The sequence below is a fragment of the Kerstersia similis genome (genome assembly GCF_965139615.1).
In the GTDB taxonomy this organism is placed as follows: Bacteria; Pseudomonadota; Gammaproteobacteria; order Burkholderiales; family Burkholderiaceae_B; genus Kerstersia; species Kerstersia similis.
The window spans coordinates 83,536-106,024 of the sequence record NZ_CBCSIQ010000011.1; the positions used below are offsets into that span (position 1 = coordinate 83,536).

The following is a 22,489-nucleotide window of genomic DNA, read 5'->3' on the forward strand; positions in this document are numbered from 1 at the left end:
TCAGAAGGGAAGCACAAGATGATTGAAATGAAGAATGTCTCGAAATGGTATGGCGAAGTCCAGGTGCTGACCGACTGCTCGACGAAGATCGAAAAAGGCGAAGTGGTGGTGGTGGCGGGACCGTCCGGTTCAGGCAAATCCACGCTGATCAAGACCATCAATGCGCTGGAGCCGTTCCAGCAGGGTGAAATCTGGGTGGATGGCACCGCCGTGCATGATCCCAAAACCAATCTGCCCAAACTGCGCAGCCGGGTCGGGATGGTATTCCAGCATTTCGAGCTGTTTCCCCACCTGTCGGTGACGGAAAACCTGACGGTGGCGCAGATGAAAGTCCTGGGTCGCAGCAAAGCCGAAGCGCATGAGCATGGCCTGAAATACCTGGATCGTGTGGGCCTGCTGGCGCACAAGAACAAATTTCCGGGGCAGTTGTCGGGCGGCCAGCAGCAGCGCGTGGCCATTGCGCGAGCACTGAGCATGGATCCGATCGTCATGTTGTTCGACGAGCCGACATCAGCGCTGGATCCGGAAATGGTGGGCGAAGTGCTGGATGTCATGGTCGGCCTGGCGCATGACGGCATGACCATGATGTGTGTGACCCACGAAATGGGTTTTGCGCGCAAGGTCAGCAGCCGGGTCATTTTCATGGATGTCGGCGGAAAAATCCTGGAAGACTGCCCGACCGACGAGTTTTTCAGCAATCCGGACGCGCGCCAGCCGCGTACCAAGGATTTCCTGCAGAAAATCCTGGCGCATTAAGCTCACCGGGGGCGAACGGCTGCTGCATCCGTCCGCCCGTCCGCGCCTGCAGCCGTGCGGCGGCCGGTCATGGTGCATGTCCTGCCGTCGTGGGCTGCCCGGTACGGTGCGCGGGCGAGGTCTGCGTACCGTGCAGCTGTTGCCGCGAGCATGGGCCGGCGCGTTCTGGTGCTGCTGGGCGGGTGATCCGTGGCGCGCCGCATGGCGGCGACAGCGCGGCCTGGGCACCCCCGAAGCAACGGCTTCGGTACAACACTGCCACCGCCCCTTGTGGATAAGTGCGCTATAATTGCTCGGAAATATCATATAACTCAATGGCTTGCGAATGATATTCACTCTCCTGGCCGCACCAGGGCAGTCCATCCACAGGCCATTGTCCGCACTTCACTGCCCATGTCCGTCGAAGTCCTCGCACTCGGTTTGAATCACAGCACGGCACCGCTCGCGGTGCGCGAGCGTGTATCGCTGTCGGAAGAAATCATCCGGCCGGCGATTGCCTGTCTGCGCAGCGCATTTGGCAAGGGCGTTCGTGAAGCGGCCATCCTCTCCACCTGTAATCGCACCGAAATCTACTGTGCTGCCGAGCGCAGCGCCGCGGCGGAACTGCCGGCCTGGCTGGCCAGCTACCAACAGCTGGATCCGCATGAGCTGTACCCCTACCTGTACCGCCACGATGGTGATGCCGCCGTGCGGCATGCTTTCCGTGTGGCCAGCGGCCTGGACTCCATGGTGCTGGGCGAACCGCAGATTCTGGGGCAGATCAAGAACGCGGTACGGGCGGCAGGCGAGGTCGGCGGCCTGGGCGTTACGCTGAACCAGTTGTTCCAGCGCACGTTTGCCGTGGCCAAGGAAGTCCGCACGCAGACGGAAATCGGTGCGCATTCGGTTTCCATGGCGGCGGCCGCCGTGCGCCTGGCGGAACGTGTCTTTGGCGATCTTTCCCAAACCCGCATGCTGTTCATCGGTGCGGGCGAAATGATCGAACTGTGCGCCACCCACTTTGCCGCTCGCCAGCCGGCCGGCATGATGGTGGCAAACCGCACGCTTGAACGTGCGGAACATCTGGCCGGGCGCTTCTCGGCCTCGACGATGAAACTGTCCGAACTATCGAACCGCCTGGCGGAATTCGATGTGGTCGTTTCCTGTACGGCAAGCTCCCTGCCCTTGCTGGGGTTGGGGATGGTCGAGCGCGCAGTGCGCATGCGTCGTCACCGCCCGATGGTGATGGTGGATCTGGCCGTGCCGCGTGATATCGAGCAGGAAGTCGGGCGTCTGGACGACGTCTATCTGTACTCGGTCGATGATCTGGGCCGCCTGGTGCAGCATGGCAGCGATGCGCGCCGTGCCGCCGTGCTGCAGGCCGAAGCCATCATTGATGCGCGGGTACACAACTTCATGCACTGGTTGTCTTCGCGTGCGGTCGTTCCGGCCATCCGCGATCTGCATGAGGCTGCCGACGTCATGCGCCAGCAGGAATTGGATCGGGCCCGCCGTGCCCTGGCGCGCGGCGAAACGCCGGAAGCCGTGCTGGAGCAACTGGCGCACGGCCTGACCCAGAAGTATCTGCATGGCCCGATGGCGGCACTCAACCAAAGTCCGCAAGACGAGCGTGAGCAGCTCATGCACTGGCTGCCGCGCCTCTTCCCCTCTGCACGCGACCGCCGCCGTTAGCGGCGCTGCCCTTGCCATTGCTGATTGCCGGCGATATTGCATCGCCGGCCCGATCCCGTTTTTGCCTGGTTTTTATGAAAGCATCCATGCGTGCACGGCTGGAACAATTGTCCCGCCGCCTGACTGAAATCGACGCCCTGCTGGCTCAGCCGGATATTGCCAGCAACCGCGATCAGTTCCGCAAGCTCTCGCAGGAGCGAGCCGAACTGGAGCCGGTCACGACTGCCTTCAACGCCTATGTCGCGGCAGAAGACGGTCGCCTGTCGGCGCAGGAGTTGCTCTCCGACCCGGAAATGAAAGCCTTGGCGCAGCAGGAGATCCAGGAGTGCCGCGAGCGCATGGAGGCCCTGGAAGGGGAGCTGCAAGTGCTGTTGCTGCCACGCGACCCGGATGACGGCCGCAGTGTTTATCTGGAAATCCGTGCCGGGACGGGTGGGGATGAAAGCGCGCTGTTCTCCGCAGACTTGCTGCGCATGTATCTGCGCTATGCCGAATCGCGCGGCTGGCGTACCTCGTTGATCTCGACCAGCGAATCCGAACTGGGCGGCTACAAGGAAGTGATCGCGCGCATAGAAGGCGAAGGCGTGTATGGGCGCTTGAAGTTCGAGTCGGGCGCGCACCGTGTGCAGCGGGTGCCGGTCACGGAAACCCAGGGCCGGGTGCATACCTCGGCCTGCACGGTCGCCATCATGCCGGAAGCGGATGAAGCGGGCGATATTGTGATCCAGCCTTCGGATTTGCGCATCGACACCTTCCGCGCCAGCGGGGCGGGTGGTCAGCACATCAACAAGACGGATTCGGCCGTGCGTATCACTCACTTGCCGACCGGGCTGGTGGTGGAATGCCAGGACGACCGCTCGCAGCACCGCAACCGCGACAAGGCCATGCAAGTGCTGGCAGCCCGCCTCAAAGACAAGGAACAGCGTGAGCGCCAGTCCAAGGAGGCGGCGCAGCGCAAGAGCCTGGTGGGCTCGGGGGATCGTTCCGAGCGCATCCGTACCTACAACTTCCCGCAGGGCCGCATGACGGATCACCGCATCAACCTGACGCTCTATAAGCTGGGGGCCATCATGGAAGGGGATCTGGATGAATTGACCGGCGCCTTGCTGGCGGAGCATCAGGCCGAGCAGCTGGCGGCGTTGGGCGAGGATCTGTAAACATGCCGGATGTGGGCGCTACGTTTGCGGCGGCAGGCGCGAATACCATCCGTGCCATGCTGGCAGGCTGCGGCCTGCCGCGGCTGGAAGGGCGCATGCTGCTGTCCGCGCTGCTGGGGCGACCGCATGCCTGGCTGGTGGCGCATGATAGCGATACCCTGCCCATGGAGATGCTTGAGCGTTTCAACACCTTGGCGCAGCGGCGACGCGATGGCGAACCCATGGCCTACTTGCTGGGGACACGGGAATTCATGGGGCATGAGTTCCAGGTGACGCCAGCGGTGCTGATTCCGCGGCCGGATACCGAAGTGCTGGTGGAGCAGGCCTTGGCGGAGTTGCAGCGTCTGGGGCCGGGCGCGCGCGTGCTGGACATGGGGACGGGTAGTGGCGCCATTGCCATTTCGCTGGCGCTGGCCGCGCCGCAGGCGCAGGTGACGGCCAGTGATGCCAGCCCGGCAGCGCTGGCGGTGGCGCAGGATAATGCCAGACGCTTGGGCGCAACAGTGGAATTCCTGGCAGGGGACTGGTTTGCTGCTTTGCAACAAAAAGCGCGGTACGATCTGATCGTGTCCAATCCGCCATACGTGGCATCCGGTGATCCGCATCTGGAGCTGGGCGATGTTCGTTATGAACCGCGCATGGCCCTGACGGACGAGGCCGACGGCCTGGCGGATATCCGGGTCATCGCGGCTGGCGCGCCGGCCTGGTTGAATCCTGGCGGGGCCTTGTGGTTGGAACATGGGTGGGATCAGGCGCCGGCAGTCAGGGAAATCCTGTCCGGTGCCGGATTCCTCCGTGTGAATAGCCATGCAGACCTTGCGGGAATAGACCGTATTTCTGGTGGTTACCTATAATTTCCTGTTTTTTCACGCCGTGCGGTACGAGGCAATGCCGCCCTGGCCCAATGCCCGCGTTATGCCAAGGCAACAATGCCCCGTTTGAGGGTAGCCGATGGTGCCGCGTGGGGTATTTTTTAGCGAGCCTGATATGAGCGACGTCCAATCTTTTATCCGCGAAACAGTGACGGGTCATCCCGTGGTGCTGTTCATGAAGGGAACCGCACAGTTTCCGCAGTGCGGTTTTTCCGGCAAGGCCATTCAGATCCTGAAGGCCTGTGGCGTCAAGAAACTGGTGACCGTCAATGTGCTGGAAGACGCCGAGGTGCGCCAGGGCATTAAGGAATACTCCAACTGGCCGACGATTCCGCAGCTGTACGTGGCGGGTGAGTTCGTTGGTGGCTCCGACATCATGGGCGAGATGCATGCCAGCGGCGAGCTCAAGACGCTGCTCGACGAGGCAGGGGCCACGCAGTGAGCCGCACGGGGCGCCGCCGCTTGGTCATAGGCATGACGGGCGCGACGGGCGCCCTGTACACGGTGCGCCTGCTGCAATTGCTGCGGGAGGTGCCTGATGTCGAAACCCATCTGGTGATTTCCGCCAGCGGGGTGCTGAATCTCAAGCATGAACTGGATATCGGCCGCAGCGAATTGCAGGCGCTGGCTGATGTGTCCTACAACATCCGCGATGTCGGGGCGACGCTCGCCAGTGGCGCCTTTGATACAGCTGGCATGATTGTTGCACCTTGCTCCATGCGCTCGCTGGCAGCGATTGCGCATGGATTGTCAGACAATCTGATCACGCGGGCGGCGGATGTCACGCTCAAAGAGCGTCGTCGCCTGTTGCTGATGGTGCGGGAAACGCCTTTCAATCTGGCGCATCTGCGCAACATGACCGCTGTGACGGAAATGGGCGGCATCGTTTTCCCGCCGCTGCCGGCGTTCTACCACCGGCCGGCGTCCATCGAAGAAATGGTGGATCACACCGTTGCACGCATGCTGGAAATGTTCGGCATCGACGTCGGCGGACCGCAATGGCAGGGTTCGCGGGAATCCTGAACGACTGGCGGGCGCGTGCCTGGCAGGGCGTCATGGCGTCATGAACAGGTATGGCCGCTGCGCCAGGCCGGCTGTTGCCGGCCCAGGGGTCAGTCGGTGCCTGCCTGCCATTGGCGGCTGACCGCGATGGCCTGGCGCCAGCGCCGCAGCTTGGCTAGCCGTTGATCCGTATCCCAGCGGGGCTCAAAGCATTTTTCCGCCTGCCAGCGGCGGGCCACATGGCTTTGATCCTGCCAGAGGCCGCAGGCCAGCGCGGCCAGCGCCGCCGCACCCAGCGCCGTGGATTCCAGTTCCCGTGGGCGTACCACCGGGATGCCGAGGAAGTCGGCCTGCATCTGCATCAGCAGATCATTGCGCGCGGCGCCGCCATCCACACGCAGTTCAGTCAGGGCGATGCCGCTATCCTGGTGCATGGCGTCCAGCACATCGGCACTTTGCAGGGCGATGGCTTCCAGTGCCGCCCGGGCAATATGGGCGCGGGTGGTGCCGCGGGTCAGGCCGACCAGCGTACCGCGAGCATAAGGGTCCCAATAGGGAGCGCCCAGACCGGTGAAGGCCGGCACCAGGTAGGTGTCGCTGCAATCCGCAACGCTGGCGGCCAGGGCTTCGATATCGCCTGCCTGGCTGAAGAGCCCCAGGCCGTCGCGCAGCCATTGCACGGCTGCACCAGCCACGAACACACTGCCTTCCAGCATATGGCTGGTGCGGCCATCGGCCAGCGTCCAGCCGATCGTGGAAATCAGCTTCTGCGTTGAAAGCCGGGGGGCATTGCCGACGTTCATCAGCATGAAGCAACCGGTGCCATAGGTATTCTTGGCCATGCCGGGTTCCAGGCAGGCCTGCCCGAAGGTAGCGGCCTGCTGGTCGCCGGCCATTCCTCCCAGGGGAATGGCGCCGCCGAAATGTTCGGCCAGCGCACGGCCCACCAGCGCGCTGCTGGGCAACACTTCGGGCAGCAGGCTGCGCGGAATGTCCAGGCAGGCCAGCAACTCGTCGCTCCAGTCCTGCGTGTGCAGGTCGAACAGCAGGGTACGCGCTGCGTTGCTGGGGTCGGTGCGGTGCAGCGCGCCGCCGGTTAATTGCCAGGTCAGCCAGGTATCCACGGTGCCGAAAGCCAGTTCGCCACGTTCTGCGGCAGCGCGGGCGCCGGGAATGTTTTCCAGCATCCAGGCCAGTTTCACGCCGGAAAAGTAGGCGTCCAGCGGCAGGCCGGTGCGCTGGCGCAGGAAGTCCTCATGCCCCGCAGCGCGCAGGCGCTCGCAGATGGCTGCTGCGCGGCGATCCTGCCAGACGATGGCGCGCCCCAGTGGCCGGCCGGTGGCACGTTCCCACAGAATCGTGGTTTCTCGCTGGTTGGTGATGCCGATGGCGGCAATATCTGCCGCGCTCAGCCTGGCATTGCGCAGGGCCGTCCGCGCGGTGTCGAGCTGGCTGCGCCAGATTTCCATGGGATCGTGTTCGACCCAGCCGGAGTGTGGATAGAACTGGCGGATTTCCTGTTGCCCCAGCCCGCAGACCTGGCCCTCGGCATCAAAGACAATGGCGCGCGAGCTCGTCGTGCCCTGATCCAGGGCGAGCAGGTAAGAGGCTTGGGCGTGAGGCATGGCGAGTCTCCTGGCGGGAACCGGCCCGCCTTGCCGGTCAGTTGCGTTTTTCCAGTTGCGCGCCGGCATCTGCTGGCAGGCGCCGGAACGAAAGCGCGGAGGCCACGCACAGCAGGCCGATGGCGACGAACCCCGCCATGATATCGGGCTGGGCGAGGTTGGTATCGCCCCGCAGGCGCATGGAAACGTTGATGGTGGCGGCCGCCACACCGACACCCAGGCTGATGCCCAGCTGTTGGGCCATGGCGGCGAAACTGCTGGCACGGCTCATGTCGGCATGGCCGACCTCTGCATAGGTCAGGGAATTGACGCCCGTGAATTGCAGTGAGCGGAAGAAGCCCCCCAGCAGCAGGACGACGATCATGACCCAGGCCGGGGTGCTGGCGGTAAAGGCTGCACAGGCCACGATGAAGAGGCCAGTCAGCAGGGCATTGGCCGACAGCACGCGACGGAAACCGTAGCGCTTGATGAGCGGGGTGGCGACCAGTTTCATCAGCAAGGCGCCGGCTGCGCCGGCAAAGGTCACCATGCCGGCTTCCATGGCTGTCCGGCCAAAACCGACTTGCAGCAGCAGCACCAGCAGGAAGGGCGAACCGCCGACGGCAAAACGGCAGAGATTGCCGCCTAGCGTGGCGATGCGGAAGGAGGGCAGGCGCATCAGCCGCAGGTCGATGATAGGGTGAGGCGCGCGTCGCGCGTGCAGCATGTAGAGCAGCCCGCAGGCAACGCCGACGGCGACCAGCAGCAGAAGCTGCAGGGGGCTCAGGCTGCCATGGCCGATGGCATCGAAGGCGCTGACCAGCGATGCGAGGCAGATGGCGCTCAGCAGAAAGCCGAGCAGATCCAGCGGTGTGCGATCCAGTGTCGGCGCTTCCTTGATGAAATGGTGCACCAGCACCAGGCCCAGGATGCCGATCGGGATATTAATCAGGAAGATCCAGTGCCAGGACGCGTAGGTCACCAGCATGCCGCCCAGCAAGGGGCCGATGACGGGGCCGATGAGCGCAGGCATGGACAGCAGCGACATGGCGTTCACCAGCCGTGACTTGGGCACGGTACGCAGCAGGATGACCCGGCCAACGGGCACCATCATGGCCCCTGCCAACCCCTGGAGTGCCCGCGCTGCGACCAGCCAGGAAATGGACGGCGCGATGGCACAGGCCGTGGAGCTGAGCGTGAACAGCAGGATGGCGCTTTGGAAAACGCGCTTGGCGCCAAAGCGGTCGGCGGCCCAGCCGCTGATGGGGACGAAGACGGCCACAGTCAACAGATAGGTGGTGATGAGTATGTTCATCCGCACCGGCGTAGTGCCGAAGGCCTTGGCCATGGCGGGCAGCGCGATAGCGACGACCGTGGCGTCGAGCATCTGCATGAACAGCGCGCAGCCGACGATATAAGGAATCATCCTGGCTTGCAGGCTGTCCGGGCTGCGAGAGAGACGGTCGGTATCTGATGGCGTCATGGACGACATTGTAAATGGGCTGGTCTTGGGAAGTGGGGTGGCGGTTGGTAGAATCAGGGGATAGGGAAATATTGCCGCTTCAGCGGGCTGGCAGCAGGGTTTCCCGCCGTGTTGGCCGTCGCATGGCGCCTGGCTGGCCTCTGTGTGCAGAGGGCCGTGCCGGTAGCATGCGCTATGTTTGCCGATTTTTCTTGAAAAGCCCGCTGCTGGAGTCACCATGAGCAAGCCAACCTGTTACGAGTCTGAAATCACCCAGTTCCTCCACCAGTACCGCGATAAGCACCCAGGCACGGAGGAGCGCCAGCTGGAAGGCCGCGCCCGTCTGTGGGACAAGCCGCAGGATCTGGAACTGCAGGATCGCCTGCGCGCTGCACGCGTGCCCCAGCGCCCCTACGTCTATCAAAACGACTGATTCCCCATGGCTACGGCGGCGCCGCAGGACATGGACGCGCTTATGAATCCTGCACAGGATTCAACGCCTGAAGTGGTGGATCACGTGGCGTTGGCGCGGCTGTACGGCGAGCCGCTGTTTTCCATTCCCCAGGATCTCTACATCCCGCCGGAAGCGCTGGAGGTGTTCCTGGAAGCCTTCGAGGGGCCCTTGGATCTGCTGCTATATCTGATACGCAAGCAGAATTTCAATGTGCTGGATATCCCGATGGCGGAAGTCACGCGCCAGTATTTGTCCTATATCGAGCAGATACGTGCGCAGAACCTTGAACTGGCAGCCGAATACCTGTTGATGGCTGCCATGCTGATAGAAATCAAGTCGCGCATGTTGCTGCCGGTGCGCAAGGCGGATACCGACGAGGAAGTCGAAGATCCGCGCGCTGAACTGGTGCGACGCTTGCTGGAATATGAACGCATGAAGCTCGCCGCGCGCGAGTTGTCGGAACTGCCGGTGCTGGGGCGTGATTTCCAGCGAGCCCAGGCCTTTCCGGATATCAGCGTGTCGCGGGCCCTGCCCGACGTCAGTGTCGAGGATCTGCGCGCTGCCTGGGCCGATATCCTCAAGCGCGCCCAGCTCAATGCCAGCCACCAGATCACGCGCGAACAGCTATCGGTGCGGGAGCACATGACGCACATCCTGCGCCGTCTCGGCGATGTGCGCTTCATGGAGTTCACGGCGCTGTTCGTCGAACGGCTGGAGATGGGCGAGCCTGCGGCAGTCATCGTGGTGCATTTTCTTGCCATGCTGGAGCTGGCGCGCGAGTCCTTGCTGGAAATTACGCAGGCCGAGCCCTATGCGCCCATCTATGTCCGCCTGACGTATGCGCCGGCACAGAACGAAGCCGGCTTGCACGACAGCTATTGAGGCTGCCGCCACGGCCTGGGGGCTGCGGCCTGCCAGGGCCGGGCGCAGCGCCGCCCTTCCGATGATGCGCCTTGCCGCGCGGTTTGTGCCGCCTGATGGGTGGATTCCGTCCTGTCAGAACTGACAGTTACCCGCCCGCAGGGGCCGGTGACAGAATGAAGCCTCTTTCAGGGAGGTGGGCATGGCGGCATGGGGTGGCGGCAGGTGGCGACAGGAAGCAGGCCGCGAGCGGGAGCGGCAGGGCCTGACGGCAAGGGAGCGGCAGGTACTGGAATACATCGCGGCAGGACGATCGAACAAGGTTGTCGCTATCGACCTGGGTATTTCCATGCGTACCGTGGAAAAGCACCGCGCCCGGATCTTCAGCAAGCTGGGCGTGCGCAATGCCGTTGAGCTGGTGCACAGCTGGTATGGTGTACAGCCGCAGCGGGTGTCTGATGCCTTGATCGCCGGAGGCGCCCTGCGGCTGGCCGAGCCGGATGCGGTGCGGGCAGGCGTGCAGCTGGCAAGCCCGACTGCCTGCTACGGTACGAGCGCCGGGGGTTGGTCTGAGAGAAGTTGTGCACAGGTTTATCCACAGCACGAGGGGCGCGATGCCGGAGGATTGCAGCCTTGCTGCTGCCGGCTGTGCGGCAGTGTTTTGCCAGCCGGTGCAGCACCATCTGGCGCGGCTGCAGCCGGCCTTGCGCCGGTCAGGTCGTATAGCGGCAATGCGGTGTTTAACCCCGGTATGCTGACAGCAAAGAAAAAACCCTAATTAAAGTAGGGGATAACGCCAAAAACCATTGCAGAGGTACAGTTTCTTTCGATTTGTTGCTATGATGCGGGCGCCGCGACGGTGACGCGGTGCGTCGGCTATTGCCTGTCGCCAGTGTGTCGTCATCGCCGGTTTTGCTCCATCGCCACTTTTGAAGCGCCTTGCCCTGCAAGCGTTCTCCGCCCTGGTTGGCGGCCCTGAGCCGCAAGCTGTCATGGGGGCGGATAGGGACTCTGACTGGGACTTCGTTTGTGGTGGCCACAGTTTCCATATAGGTCAAGTGATGCAACGAAAGGGGCCTGCCGTCAGGGTTGTGAAATGAAACAGAGACTATTAGGTATTTTCTCAGTAGCGTTAGCTGCTGTTGTGCTCGCTGCCTGCAGCGAAGCCGTGGTGCTGAACTCCAAGGGTGAGATCGGACAGCAGCAGGCCGCCCTGATTTACCAGGCTTTTGGCTTGATGCTGATTGCGGTGATTCCCGCATTGGTGTTGACAGTGCTGTTTGCCTGGAAGTACCGCGCTTCCAACACGAAGGCGATATATCGTCCCAAGTGGTCGCACTCGACGGCGATTGAAGTGGTGGTCTGGGGCATTCCCTGTCTGATCATCGCTTTCCTTGCCTACGTTACCTACATCACTTCGCACAAGCTTGATCCGTATCGCCCGATCGAATCCGACAAGCCGACGCTGCCGATCCAGGTTGTGTCGCTGGATTGGAAGTGGATGTTCATCTACCCGGAACAGAACATCGCCACGATCAACGAGATCGCCATTCCGGTTGATCGTCCCGTGCGCTTCGACATTACTTCGGCCACGGCGATGAACGCCTTCAATATTCCGCAGCTCGGCGGCATGGTGTACGCCATGGCCGGCATGCAGACCCAGTTGCACCTGATCGCCAATGAGCCGGGTACGTACTTCGGCCAATCGACGAACTACAGCGGTGCGGGTTTCTCCGGGATGCGCTTCCAGACCTACGCCGTGTCTGACGTCGAGTTCGATCAGTGGGTGGACAAGGTGCGCCAGTCGCCTGCCGTGCTGAACGACGCCAGCTACGACCAGCTGATGGTCAAGAGCCGCAATAACAAGCCGGAGTATTTCGGTTCGGTGCAGCCTGGCATGTTCCAGCAGATCCTCGACACCTACATGGGTGGCCGCATGGATCCCGATCTGGTCGAGAAGGTCAAGGCGGAAGGTACCAGCCAGCGCCAGCATCATCACCAGCCGCGTCAGGACGCACCGGCTCCCGCCGCTGCGGAGCATGCCGCCGGTGCCGAACATGGCGCTGCGGAACAGCCCGCCGCTGGTCAGGGCGAGAATGCCGCCGTCGAAGGCGCGCAGCATGATGGCCAGGCGCATGGCGCCGCCGTCCAGCACTAGTAGGGTAGCGAGGACTCAGCAATGCTAGAAAATATCTCTCCGAATGCGATCCCCACCGATCCTATTTTCGGAAAACTCACACTCAACGCCATTCCGCATGATCCCATCGCACTGTCCGCTGCTGCGGGCGCTGCGGCGGGTATCGTCGCCCTGGTACTTCTGGTGACCTTCCTGGGCCGCTGGAAGTGGCTCTGGAAAGAGTGGTTCACCACCGTCGATCACAAGAAGATCGGCATCATGTACATCCTGGTTGCCCTGGTGATGCTGATCCGCGGTTTCGCGGACGCCATCATGATGCGCAGCCAGCTGGCAGTCGCTACCGGCGGTAACGAAGGTTATCTCCACCCCGAGCACTACGACCAGATTTTCACCGCGCACGGCGTGATCATGATTTTCTTCATGGCCATGCCCTTCATGACCGGCCTGATGAACATCATCGTGCCGCTGCAGATCGGCGCGCGCGATGTGGCCTTCCCGCTGTTGAACTCGCTCAGCTTCTGGCTGTTCGTGGTCGGCGTGGCGCTGGTCAACGTGTCGCTGGGTATCGGTGAATTCGCCACGACGGGCTGGCTGGCTTACCCGCCGCTGTCGGGGATCGAAATGAGCCCGGGGGTCGGGGTCGATTACTATATCTGGAGTCTCCAGATATCAGGCCTGGGTACCTTGCTGACCGGCGTGAACTTCATCGTCACCATCCTGAAGATGCGTGCCCCTGGCATGGACCTGATGAAGATGCCGGTGTTCACCTGGACCGTCCTGTGCTCCAGCATCCTGATCGTCGCAGCCTTCCCGGTGCTGACCGCCACCCTGGCCATGCTGTCGCTGGACCGCTACCTGGGCATGCACTTCTTCACGAACGACATGGGCGGCAACCCCATGATGTACGTGAACCTGATCTGGATCTGGGGTCACCCTGAGGTCTATATTCTGGTGCTGCCAGCCTTCGGTATCTTCTCCGAAGTGGTGTCCACGTTCTCCGGCAAGCGCTTGTTCGGCTACAAGTCGATGGTCTATGCCACGATGGCCATTGCCTTCCTGTCGTTCATCGTCTGGGTGCACCACTTCTTCACGATGGGTGCGGGGGCCAACGTCAATGCCTTCTTCGGCATCATGACGATGCTGATATCAATCCCGACAGGGGTGAAGATCTTCAACTGGGTCTTTACCATGTATGGCGGTCGTGTCCGTTTCTCGGTGCCCATCATGTGGACGCTGGGCTTCCTGATCACCTTCGCCATTGGCGGTATGACCGGCGTGCTGATGTCGGTGCCTGCTGCTGACTTCGTGGTGCACAACAGTCTGTTCCTGATCGCCCACTTCCATAACACCATCATCGGTGGCGTGGTGTTCGGCTACATCGCAGGTTTCGCGTACTGGTTCCCGAAGGCAACCGGCTTCAAGCTCAACGAGTTCTGGGGCAAGGGCGCATTCTGGGGCTGGCTGATCGGTTTCTACGTGGCCTTCATGCCGCTGTACATCCTGGGCTTCATGGGCATGACTCGCCGCATGAACACGACGGACTACGAACCGTGGGTGCCGTTCCTGTGGGTGGCGTTCGCCGGTGCCGGTATCGTGCTGCTGGGTATTGCCTGCCAGTTCATCCAGGTGATCGTCAGTATCTTCCAGCGCAAGAAGCTGGCGGATGTCAACGGCGACCCATGGGATGGCCGTACGCTGGAATGGGCGACTTCCTCGCCGCCGCCGTTCTACAACTTCGCCGTCGTGCCTTATATCGACGATCTGGAGCCGGTGGTCAAGGCCAAGGAAGACGGTACGTTCCGTCAGCGTCCTGCCAAGTACGAAGATATCCACATGCCGCGCAGCACCGGTGTGGGCCTGATCATCAGCGCCTTCCTGCTGGCCATGGGCTTCGCTCTGGTCTGGCACATCTGGTGGCTGGCCATCGTCGGCTTCGTCGGCTCCATCGTTACCTTCATCGTGCGTTCCTATGATGACGACATCGACTACTGGGTCCCTGCGGCCGAGGTCGAGCGCATCGAGAACGAGTACTATCAACGACTGAAACAGCAGGCGGCCTAAGTCATGTCTAGTGATGTCCTGAAAAACAATGCGGCGCATGGCGGTCATGACGACCATGCGCACCACGACAGTGGCGAGAACACGGTTCTGGGCTTCTGGATCTACCTGATGACGGACTTGATCATCTTCGGATGCTTGTTCGCTGTCTATGCTGTGCTGGGCCGCAGTTTCGCTGATGGCCCCACCAGCAAGGAAGTCTTCAGCGGCAACCTGGACCTGATCCTGCTCAATACCGCGTTCCTGCTGGTCAGCAGCCTGAGCTCCGGCCTGGCCATGCTGGCCCGCCACAAAGGCGGCCAGAAGGCCGTCAACGGCGTGGTGTTCTGGCTGTTCATCACCTTCCTGCTGGGTGCGGGCTTCGTTGCCATCGAACTCTATGAGTTCCGCCATCTGATCTCCGAAGGCTACGGCCCGGATCGCAGCGCCTTCCTGTCGGCGTTCTTCACGCTGGTCGGTACGCACGGTCTGCACGTGACCATCGGTCTGCTCTGGATCCTGGTTCTGATGCATCAGGTCAAGACCAAGGGTGTGACGGCGACGAACTACACGCGCTTGAGCTGCTTCAGCCTGTTCTGGCACTTCCTGGACATCGTCTGGGTCTGCGTCTTTACCTTTGTTTACCTGTTTGGAGTGCTCTGATGGCTCACGACAATCATGTCGATTCCTTCGGCGCCAGCCACGGCAATACCAAGTCGTATATCCTCGGCTTCATTCTGTCCGTCATCTTCACGGCCATTCCGTTCTGGCTGGTGATGGAGCGGGTGGCAGGCAATCACATCCTGGGTAATGGTGCCCTGCTCGCGGTTCTGGGCGTATGCGCCATCCTGCAGGTGTTGGTTCAGGTGGTTTTCTTCCTGCACCTGAGCACGTCCTCCGGGCAGCTCTGGAACTCGATGGCTTTCATTTACACGGTCATCACGCTATTCATCGTTGTTGTTGGCTCCATCTGGATCATGATCCACGTGCATGACAACATGATGGTGTATTAAGCGGGCTGATTCGAAGTCGTGTAATGCTTAAGGACTACCTGCAGGTCACGAAGCCCGGGATCATCTACGGCAATCTGGTTTCTGTCGCTGGCGGTTTCCTGCTGGCCTCGCAGGGAAAGGTGGACTGGGCTTTGTTCCTGTCCACCTTGTTGGGTGTCGCACTGGTCATTGCATCAGGCTGCGTATTCAACAACTACATCGACCAGGACATAGATGCCCGGATGACGCGTACGCGCAACCGGGCATTTGTGGTGGGGCGCATTTCCGGCCCCGCCGGCCTGGCTTACGGTACGCTGCTCGGGCTGGCCGGCCTGGCGATTCTGTATTGCCTGACCAACGTTCTGGCCTTCGTTTTCGCCCTGATAGGTTTCGTGGTGTACGTGGGCGTGTATAGCCTCTGCACCAAGCGCCGCTGGGCGTCTTCCACGATTTTCGGCAGTTTTTCCGGTGCTGCGCCGCCCGTCATCGGGTATCTGGCAGTGCGTGGCCAGCTGGATGCCGGCGCCTGGTTCCTGTTGCTGATCTTCTGCCTTTGGCAAGTGCCGCATTCCTACGCCATCGGTATTTTCCGGCATGCCGATTATCGGGTGGCGGGTGTGCCGGTGCTGCCGGTGAAACTGGGGGTGGACGCCGCGCGGCGCCATATCGTCGGTTTCGTGGTGCTGTTCCTGCTATCGGTTTTCACGTTGCCGCTGGCAGGCTATGTCGGCTGGATCTATACCGTGGCAGTCGGCGGGATGTCGCTTTACTGGTTATGGGTGAGTCTGCAAGGCTGGCGCACGAAGGACATCAATGCCTGGGCGCGACGCGTGTTCTGGATCTCCATCATCATTGTCGTGGTGCTCTGCATAGCGCTGGCGGTGGATTACCAGCCGGTATGAGCGCCATGAAGGCGCGCCAGAAGTAGAAAACGCTGCTGCCCGGCCGGGCAGCAGCGTTTTTTCATAGTGCTTCCAAAAGGGGGCAAGCCCGGGTTTGCGTCTGGACACGGCCAGCCCGCAGGGGCTTGGCCAGGGGTCTTTATTCGCCTGCCAGATCCCCGAGGGCGGCGGCGGCATCGGCACGCTGGAACTGGCCGCGTTCCGTCTTGAGATAGACCACGCATTCGCCGGCAGCCAGCATGACTTCCTGCACGCCGGGCACGGCCTGCAGGCGCGCTTGCAGCGCCGGGAGGTCTGCCTCTGCCAGCGGCTGCTGCAGACGTAGCGTGGCGGCGGAAACCCGTGGCGGTTCTTTCATGCCCAGCATGAGCAGCCACCATAGAATGCCCAGGCCTGCGGTCATCATGAAAATGGCTTCCAACCCGTAGCTTTGGGCCAGGCGGCCGCCCAGGATGGCGCCCAGGGACGTTCCCAGGAATTGGCAGGTAGAGTAGGCGCCCATGGCCGTGCCTTTGGCGCCCGCAGGCGCCAGTTTGCTCAGCAGGGAAGGCAGCATGGCTTCCAGCAGGTTGAAACCGATGAAGAAACTCCACAGCAGCGCAATGACGCCATAGTGGCTGTGCAATTGCCCCATGGCTGCCGTGCTTACGGTGGTCAGCGCGATAGCCAGCAACATGATGGCGCGCACCTTGTTGCGCCGCTCGGCCAGGGTCATCAGCGGAATCAATGCCAGGATGGAGAGCATGATCACCAGCAGATAGATCCAGCCGTGGCGTGCGGCGGGCGTGCCGCTTTGTTCCAGCAGGGTGGGGACGCCCATGAAGACGGCCATCAGGGTGAAATGCAGGACAAAGACGGAAAGATTCAGGCGCAGCAGCTCCGGCCGGGCCAGGGTGCTGCCAAGCATGCCGAAATCCATGGAGACGTCGCGGTGCCGAACGGCCTGCGGGGCATCCGGGACAATGCGCCACAAGGCGAACAGGCTCAGCAGAGCCAGCCCAGCCGTGAACCAGAAAACGCCGGAAAGCCCATGATTGGCGGCAATGATGGGCGAAACCGTCATGGCAATCCCGAAAGACAGGGCGACCGATAGGCCGATCAGCGCCATGGCTGGCGTGCGCACGGATTCCCGGGTGAGATCGGCCAGCAGGGCGAGGATGACGCCGGATACCGCACCTGCGCCTTGCAGTGCGCGCCCGAGGATCAGGCCCGTCATGCTTTCGGCCTGGGCGGCGATGATGCTGCCTGCCAGGAACAAGGCCAGGCCGATGGCTATCATGAATTTCCGGCCATAGCGGTCGGAGAGCAGGCCGAAGGGAATTTGCAGCACGGCCTGGGTGATGCCGTAGATGCCCAGGGCAAGGCCGATCAGCGCCGGGGTGGCACCCGGCAGGTCGGCGGCATAAAGGCTCAGGACGGGCAGGGCAAGGAACAGCCCCAGCATGCGGATGGCGAACATGCCGGAGAGACCGGCGAGTGCGCGTTTTTCCGTGGCGAGCAAGGTGAACATGTAGCGGTGTAGCGATAAGGCAGGGAGAAAGCCGCCGCAATGTCATGCCGCGCAGGTGCGGGTCGGGCGACGGGCGGGAGGGTGGCGATGGGCGCGGCCAGCAGGCCGCGCCGGGAAGGGTTCAGGCGCTGCGTGCATGATTCAGCGCCGTGCTGCGGGTGCCGCTCAGGGGACGACGTGGCAATCCGGTGCGGTCTGGCCCAATTCACTGATCGGGTCGATTTCGGGCTGGCGCGACAGGCGATAGGTCAGTCGGCTGCCCTGGTCATGCAACTGGCGCAGGATCAGCGCATTGCCATGGCTGAAGCTGAAGCTGGCGATGGATTGGGTGCGTTCGGTGTTGTAGAGGGTCACGCGCTCGCGATTTTCCCCGGATGCACGCCAGCAACCCTGATCCGTATAGGTTTCCGGCGGATTGGAAGGCGGGTCGATGGTAATGGTGCGGCTGCGCCAGCGGCCATTGGGAGACAGGGTCAGGGTGACCTTTTGCGCCCGGCAGGAGGCATCGCCCGTAAAGCAGGGCACGGTACCGAGGTAGGTTTGCGTATCACGCAGCCAGGGCGAGCCTTCGTAGGCAGGTTCGGGCAGGACGGGAGGACCATCGCCCGGCGCGGCGACGATGTCCGGCGGCGTGTCGCCGCTTTGCGCCTGTGCTTCGGCTTCGGCTGCACTGGCGCTGGCGTTGGCTTGGGTGTTCTTCCGGATGTTGCTGCGGTCCAGCGAGATTTGCAGCTGGCTGGGCGCCCGCACGGCTTCGCGGCCGCGGAAGTCCTGGTATTGGTTGCGCGCGTCGGTCGCGCTGTTTTCCGTCCGGGGGGCGTAGGCGCTGTCGGGGTTGCTGGCACAGGCCGACAGCAGCAGCGCGCCGCCGAAGACGGCAGCGAGCGGTGTCAAGGCATGGCGGGTGCGCCGGAATGGCAGGGGCATGGTTCGCATGATGGTCAGTGAAAAGCTCAAGGTCTGACTGCAGGCTCCTGCTTGCCAGTGTCGCAAGTCTGGCGTGTGCCGCATGGGCAAAACAGGAAGGTCTCAAGTGACAATTCTACGCATTCGGCGGCGGGGATGCACTGTTATCATCCCAAACCATGTGGGAAACATGGAATCTACCCGTTTGGGCCGCGTGGCTGCTGCCGTTGGTGGCAGGCTTGGCCGTGACGCCGCTGCTCGTGCGCCTGGCGGCCTGGCTGCCGTGGCACATGCAGCATGAATGGGCATGGCACGCGCAGGATTGGCTGCAGGCGCAGCAGGGCCAGGAACCTGGCGTGCAGGATCGGTTTGCCTCGCCGCCCTTGCAGCCGCTGGCGCGCCCGGCACGGGCTGTGCTGCTCCTTGTCGCCGTGGCGCTGGCGGAGTTGTGCGCCTGGCGCTTTGGTTTGAACTGGGGCGGGCTATGCATACTGGTTTGCCTGTGGACACTGTTGCTGCTAGCCATGATCGACGCCCGCGACATGCTGTTGCCGGATACCCTGACGCAGCCTTTGCTGTGGGCCGGCTTGCTGTTCAATCTGGCCTCCGGCTGGGTGCCTTTACACCATGCATTGCTGGGGGCGGTGGCAGGCTATGGCTGTCTCTGGCTGCTGTTTCACGGTTTTCGCCTGGCCACCGGGCGTGAGGGCATGGGCCATGGGGATTTCAAGCTGTTGGCGGCACTGGGCGCGTGGGTTGGCCTGGCAGCCTTGCCGCAGCTGATCCTGATCGCCGCCGTATCCGGCCTGGCCTATGGCCTGTGGCTGATTGCAACCCGGCGGGCCGGCCTGCGAACTGCTCAGCCTTTCGGGGTGCATCTGGCCTGGGCGGGCGCGGCCGTACTGTTGTGGATGGGGGCACCATGAAAGATGCTGCACAGGTGGCAGCCGGGGTTTGGCTGCCTGACGACACTGGCGGGAACCGGCTGACACTGGGGCTTACCGGCGGCATTGGTTCTGGCAAGAGCAAGGTCGCCGCCCTGCTTGCGCAGTGGGGCGCAGGCGTGGTGGACACCGATGTGGTGGCGCACGAGCTGACCGCAGCGGATGGGGCGGCGATGCCGCTGTTGCGGGCCGAGTTCGGCGCGCAGGTCATGCGCCCGGATGGCGCCATGGATAGAGACTGGATGCGTGCGCAGGTGTTTGCCGATCCTGGCGTACGGCAGGTGCTGGAAGCGATCCTGCATCCCATGATCCGTGCCGAAACACAGCGCCAGCTGGCGCAGGTGCCCGGTTCGTACCGGGTGGCTGTTGTGCCGCTGCTGGTGGAGTCCGGGGATTGGCGTGAGCGTGTGGGCCGGGTGTGCGTGGTCGATTGTGACCCGGAGACGCAAGTCGCCAGGGTCCGTTCGCGCAGCGGGCTGACGCCCGAAACCATCAGGCGTATCATGAACGCACAGGCGACGCGCGATGAGCGCCTGGCGGTTGCGCATGATGTCATTCTGAATGACGGGATGACATCCGAAGCAGACTTGCTACAGCGCGTGCGTCGCGTCCATGAGCAATGGATGTCCAGTCTGCAGGCTGGCCGGTAGTTGGCAGGTAGTCGCCAGGCGGTGTGTTCTGCCCGAAGCATCCGGCGCCAGTCGCAGGATGTGCCACGGAAAAGAACGCTTTTTGGGACATTCTGCCGAAGACGCGGCAGCTTGGCTTATGCTTGGGATTGCGAGGGTTGAATCAGCCGGCAAGGCCGGCCCGAACAACAGGGGTGCCGAGGCGAGTGACTTTATACGAATACCCATTCAATGAACGCATACGCGCGTTCCTGCGGCTGGAATCCCTGTTCGACCGCCTGTTCTATTTTTCCCAGCCCGGTGATTCACGCCTGCATCAACAGGCCATGGGTGCCTTGTTCGAACTGATCGAAGCGACGGAACGCACTGACCTGAAAGGCGGGCTGCTGCAGGATATCGAGCGGCAGCGCCAGGCGCTGCTGGCACTGCGCGAGCACCCGGATGTCGCGCCCGAAGTGCTGGATGAAACACTGGCGGCGCTGGAGCGGGTGGCCGGGCAGCTGTTTCGCCAGCCGCGGGCCAGCCAGCTGTTGCGTGAAAACGAATGGCTGGCCAGTTTGCGAGGCCGCATGGCCGTGCTGGGCGGGACGACGCATGTGGATATGCCGTCCTATCGTGCCTGGCAGGCCAAGGACGAGGCGGCGCGTTGCGCAGATTTGCAGCATTGGATCGCACCTTTTTCCGTGATGCGCGAGGCGCTGGATCTGCTGCTGGATTTATTGCGCCGGGGCGGGGAAATCCAGGAAGAGGTGGCGCATGCGGGGGCGTACCGGCAGATGCTGCATGGCAAGGCGGGTCACCTGCTGCGTGTCTGGGTTGATAGCAGCGACGGGGTCTTTCCGGATATCAGCGCCAACAAGCACATGATCTGGGTGCGTTTCTCCACGCAGGAAGGCAGCTTGCGGCCGCAGCAGCTGCAACGCGACGTCAGGTTCAAACTGGCGTTGTGCCTGGGGGTATAGGCTGCGCGGGCAGCGTGCCGCCAATGTCGGCGGGTCCGGGTTGGCCTGCTGAACCCAACCAACCCGATTCAAGCCTACCGAACCTAGCCCGGCCCGTTTGCCGATGTCAGGATGCCTGGTCTGGCGGTGTGGCGGCGGGCTCGGGCTGCAAGGTGCTATCCGACCAGCCGCCGCCGAGTGCGGCGATCAGCTGGACGCTGGCAGCCAGCTGCTCACCTTGCAGCGCGAACAGGGTGTTGCGGGCATTGAGCTCAGTGGTCTGGGCGGTCGTCACTTCCAGGTAAGTGACAATCCCGGCCTGGTAGCGATTCATGACGAGCCTCAGGTTTTCTTCTGCCAGGGCCACCACTTTTTCCTGACGCTCGATTTCCTGTGCGCGGGTGCGCAGCGCGGCCAGGGCATCCTCGGTTTCGCGCAATGCTTCCAGCACGGTCTGGCGGTAGCGCGCGACCTGTTCGTCGTAGGCAGCCTCCGCATGTTCCAGTGTGGCCTGCCGCGCGCCGCCATCGAAAAGCGTCAGTGCCAGGGCCGGGCCCAGCGACCAGACGCGGCTGGGGGCGGTCAGCCAATGATTCAGGCTGTTGTGCTGGAATCCGCCCGAGGTGCTCAGGGTGAGATCCGGGAACCAGGCGCTGGCCGCGACGCCGATGCGGGCATTGGCAGCGGCCATATTGCGTTCCGCCACGGCAATGTCAGGGCGCCGCTCCAGCAGAGTGGCAGGCAGGGCTTCCGGCAAGGGCGGCAGCGCGGGCAAGGCTTGCCGGGGAGCAAGTTGCAGCGTAGAGGGCGCTGCGCCAGCCAGGACGGCGATGGCGTGCTCGTTCTGGGCGCGCTGCCAGGCGATGTTGTAGCGCTGGGCCCGAACCTGTTCAAGCTGGGTTTCCGCTAGGACGACATCGGCCCTGGCGCTGATGCCGGCTTCGTACTGGTTGCGTGTCAGTTCTGCGGCGCGTACATAGGCCTGTTCAGTGGCCGCCAGCAATTCTGCTTGGCGGTCCAGGGTGATCAGGCGGAAATAGGCTTGCGCAAGGTTGGATTGCAAGCCCAGGCGCACGGCGGCGACATCGGCTTCGCTGGCTTGCGCGGCAGCTTGTGCGGCTTCTTCATCGCGTTGCACGCGGCCCCAGAGGTCGGGTAGCCAGGAAATGTTCAGGCCGGTGGTGTAGTTGTCTGTGCCACCGGTGCTGCGGGTATAGCCGGCGTTGGCGCCTGCCGTTGGCAGGCCGGCGGCACGGGCGCGGCCGATCAGGGCATCGGCCTGGCGCAGGCGGGCCTCCGCTTGCAGCAGATTCTGGTTATGGCTGTCGATGCGGATCAGCAGATCTGTCAGCACCGGATCCTGGTAGCGCTGCCACCAGGCCGTGTCGCTCAGGGGCAGGCCGGGTGCGGCCGTACGCCAGCCATCGAGCTGGCGAAAGGTCGCCGGCATATCTTCCAGCGCTGCCGGGCGATGGTAATCCGGACCGTTGACGCAGCCTGCCAGAACCAGCGCCGCCAGCGCCGTCAGCCAGCGCGCGCCAGGCAAGCGGCGGTCGGCCAAGCCGGGGCGAGTTGCGGGCGGCAGGGAGGGGCAGCTGGAGGCTTGGGAGCGTGGAAGCATAGGAACCATACAGGCAGATCCGAAGAAGGCG

General features: G+C 62.9%; 21 protein-coding genes and 1 pseudogene. 17 read left to right on the forward strand and 5 right to left on the reverse strand.

The genetic code is table 11. The features are described 5' to 3' along the window. Positions 1–18: 18 nt before the first annotated feature. From ACNA1V_RS08875 to ACNA1V_RS08900, 6 genes are all read left to right on the forward strand, one after another. Positions 19–756 (forward strand): amino acid ABC transporter ATP-binding protein, encoded by a 738-nt coding sequence (locus ACNA1V_RS08875; RefSeq protein ID WP_415833235.1) that lies wholly within the window; start codon positions 19–21, stop codon positions 754–756. A 393-nt stretch (positions 757–1,149) separates the two neighbouring features. After that, positions 1,150–2,427 carry a glutamyl-tRNA reductase gene (hemA, locus tag ACNA1V_RS08880; protein WP_415833236.1) on the forward strand — a complete coding sequence of 426 codons (1,278 nt, stop codon included), beginning with the start codon at positions 1,150–1,152 and terminating at the stop codon, positions 2,425–2,427. A gap of 74 nt (positions 2,428–2,501) precedes the next feature. Then, positions 2,502–3,584, forward strand: a complete 1,083-nt coding sequence (gene prfA / locus ACNA1V_RS08885; protein WP_415833237.1) for a peptide chain release factor 1 — start codon at positions 2,502–2,504, stop codon at positions 3,582–3,584. Positions 3,585–3,640: 56 nt separating this feature from the next. After that, entirely contained in the window at positions 3,641–4,438 is a 798-nt protein-coding gene (prmC, locus tag ACNA1V_RS08890; protein WP_415833260.1) for a peptide chain release factor N(5)-glutamine methyltransferase, read from the forward strand. Positions 4,439–4,571: 133 nt separating this feature from the next. Then, entirely contained in the window at positions 4,572–4,898 is a 327-nt protein-coding gene (gene grxD / locus ACNA1V_RS08895) for a Grx4 family monothiol glutaredoxin (protein WP_415833238.1), read from the forward strand. After that, positions 4,895–5,479, forward strand: a complete 585-nt coding sequence (locus ACNA1V_RS08900; protein ID WP_415833239.1) for a UbiX family flavin prenyltransferase — start codon at positions 4,895–4,897, stop codon at positions 5,477–5,479. Before grxD ends, ACNA1V_RS08900 begins: the two co-directional genes overlap by 4 nt. Before the next feature lie 89 nt (positions 5,480–5,568). Here ACNA1V_RS08900 and glpK read toward each other — a convergent pair whose 3' ends face one another. Both glpK and ACNA1V_RS08910 read right to left on the reverse strand, forming a co-directional pair. Beyond that, on the reverse strand, positions 5,569–7,083 hold the full coding sequence (gene glpK, locus ACNA1V_RS08905) for a glycerol kinase GlpK (protein WP_415833240.1): 1,515 nt from the start codon (positions 7,081–7,083) through the stop codon (positions 5,569–5,571). 37 nt (positions 7,084–7,120) lie between these two features. After that, complete coding sequence (locus ACNA1V_RS08910; RefSeq protein ID WP_415833261.1) at positions 7,121–8,488, reverse strand: DHA2 family efflux MFS transporter permease subunit; 1,368 nt, start codon at positions 8,486–8,488, stop codon at positions 7,121–7,123. A 274-nt stretch (positions 8,489–8,762) separates the two neighbouring features. Here ACNA1V_RS08910 and ACNA1V_RS08915 point away from each other — a divergent pair, with 274 nt between their 5' ends. The 8 genes and pseudogenes from ACNA1V_RS08915 to cyoE all read left to right on the forward strand — a co-directional run bounded on the left by ACNA1V_RS08915 (position 8,763) and on the right by cyoE (position 15,907). After that, on the forward strand, positions 8,763–8,957 hold the full coding sequence (locus tag ACNA1V_RS08915; RefSeq protein ID WP_415833241.1) for a DUF3460 family protein: 195 nt from the start codon (positions 8,763–8,765) through the stop codon (positions 8,955–8,957). A gap of 6 nt (positions 8,958–8,963) precedes the next feature. Beyond that, positions 8,964–9,860, forward strand: coding sequence for a segregation and condensation protein A (locus tag ACNA1V_RS08920; RefSeq protein WP_415833242.1), 897 nt, complete (start codon positions 8,964–8,966; stop codon positions 9,858–9,860). A 181-nt stretch (positions 9,861–10,041) separates the two neighbouring features. Next, a pseudogene (locus ACNA1V_RS08925) lies at positions 10,042–10,257 on the forward strand (response regulator transcription factor); the annotation flags it as partial. A gap of 750 nt (positions 10,258–11,007) precedes the next feature. Continuing rightward, positions 11,008–11,997: a ubiquinol oxidase subunit II gene (cyoA, locus tag ACNA1V_RS08930; protein WP_415833243.1), complete on the forward strand. Its 990-nt coding sequence runs from the start codon at positions 11,008–11,010 to the stop codon at positions 11,995–11,997. Positions 11,998–12,060: 63 nt separating this feature from the next. After that, positions 12,061–14,037: a cytochrome o ubiquinol oxidase subunit I gene (cyoB, locus tag ACNA1V_RS08935; protein ID WP_415833262.1), complete on the forward strand. Its 1,977-nt coding sequence runs from the start codon at positions 12,061–12,063 to the stop codon at positions 14,035–14,037. 3 nt (positions 14,038–14,040) lie between these two features. Next, on the forward strand, positions 14,041–14,676 hold the full coding sequence (cyoC, locus tag ACNA1V_RS08940) for a cytochrome o ubiquinol oxidase subunit III (protein ID WP_415833244.1): 636 nt from the start codon (positions 14,041–14,043) through the stop codon (positions 14,674–14,676). After that, the gene (gene cyoD, locus ACNA1V_RS08945; protein WP_415833245.1) at positions 14,676–15,026 is read left to right on the forward strand and encodes a cytochrome o ubiquinol oxidase subunit IV; all 351 of its coding nucleotides are present in this window, start codon (positions 14,676–14,678) and stop codon (positions 15,024–15,026) included. Before cyoC ends, cyoD begins: the two co-directional genes overlap by 1 nt. Positions 15,027–15,049: 23 nt before the next feature. After that, the gene (cyoE, locus tag ACNA1V_RS08950) at positions 15,050–15,907 is read left to right on the forward strand and encodes a heme o synthase (protein ID WP_415833246.1); all 858 of its coding nucleotides are present in this window, start codon (positions 15,050–15,052) and stop codon (positions 15,905–15,907) included. Between the two features lie 139 nt (positions 15,908–16,046). On the opposite strand, the gene ACNA1V_RS08955 is transcribed toward cyoE, so the two are convergent. Together ACNA1V_RS08955 and ACNA1V_RS08960 are read right to left on the reverse strand one after the other, a co-directional pair. Continuing rightward, entirely contained in the window at positions 16,047–17,417 is a 1,371-nt protein-coding gene (locus ACNA1V_RS08955) for an MFS transporter (RefSeq protein ID WP_415833247.1), read from the reverse strand. A gap of 165 nt (positions 17,418–17,582) precedes the next feature. Continuing rightward, positions 17,583–18,374, reverse strand: coding sequence for a copper resistance protein NlpE N-terminal domain-containing protein (locus ACNA1V_RS08960; RefSeq protein WP_415833248.1), 792 nt, complete (start codon positions 18,372–18,374; stop codon positions 17,583–17,585). Between the two features lie 128 nt (positions 18,375–18,502). On the opposite strand from ACNA1V_RS08960, the gene ACNA1V_RS08965 reads away from it, so the two are divergent. The 3 genes from ACNA1V_RS08965 to zapD all read left to right on the forward strand — a co-directional run bounded on the left by ACNA1V_RS08965 (position 18,503) and on the right by zapD (position 20,858). Next, on the forward strand, positions 18,503–19,249 hold the full coding sequence (locus ACNA1V_RS08965) for a prepilin peptidase (RefSeq protein ID WP_415833249.1): 747 nt from the start codon (positions 18,503–18,505) through the stop codon (positions 19,247–19,249). Further along, on the forward strand, positions 19,246–19,917 hold the full coding sequence (gene coaE, locus ACNA1V_RS08970) for a dephospho-CoA kinase (protein ID WP_415833250.1): 672 nt from the start codon (positions 19,246–19,248) through the stop codon (positions 19,915–19,917). The genes ACNA1V_RS08965 and coaE overlap by 4 nt, the downstream gene beginning before the upstream one ends. A 185-nt stretch (positions 19,918–20,102) precedes the next feature. After that, complete coding sequence (gene zapD, locus ACNA1V_RS08975; RefSeq protein ID WP_415833251.1) at positions 20,103–20,858, forward strand: cell division protein ZapD; 756 nt, start codon at positions 20,103–20,105, stop codon at positions 20,856–20,858. Between the two features lie 106 nt (positions 20,859–20,964). On the opposite strand, the gene ACNA1V_RS08980 is transcribed toward zapD, so the two are convergent. Further along, positions 20,965–22,467 carry an efflux transporter outer membrane subunit gene (locus ACNA1V_RS08980; RefSeq protein WP_415833252.1) on the reverse strand — a complete coding sequence of 501 codons (1,503 nt, stop codon included), beginning with the start codon at positions 22,465–22,467 and terminating at the stop codon, positions 20,965–20,967. Positions 22,468–22,489: the final 22 nt, after the last annotated feature.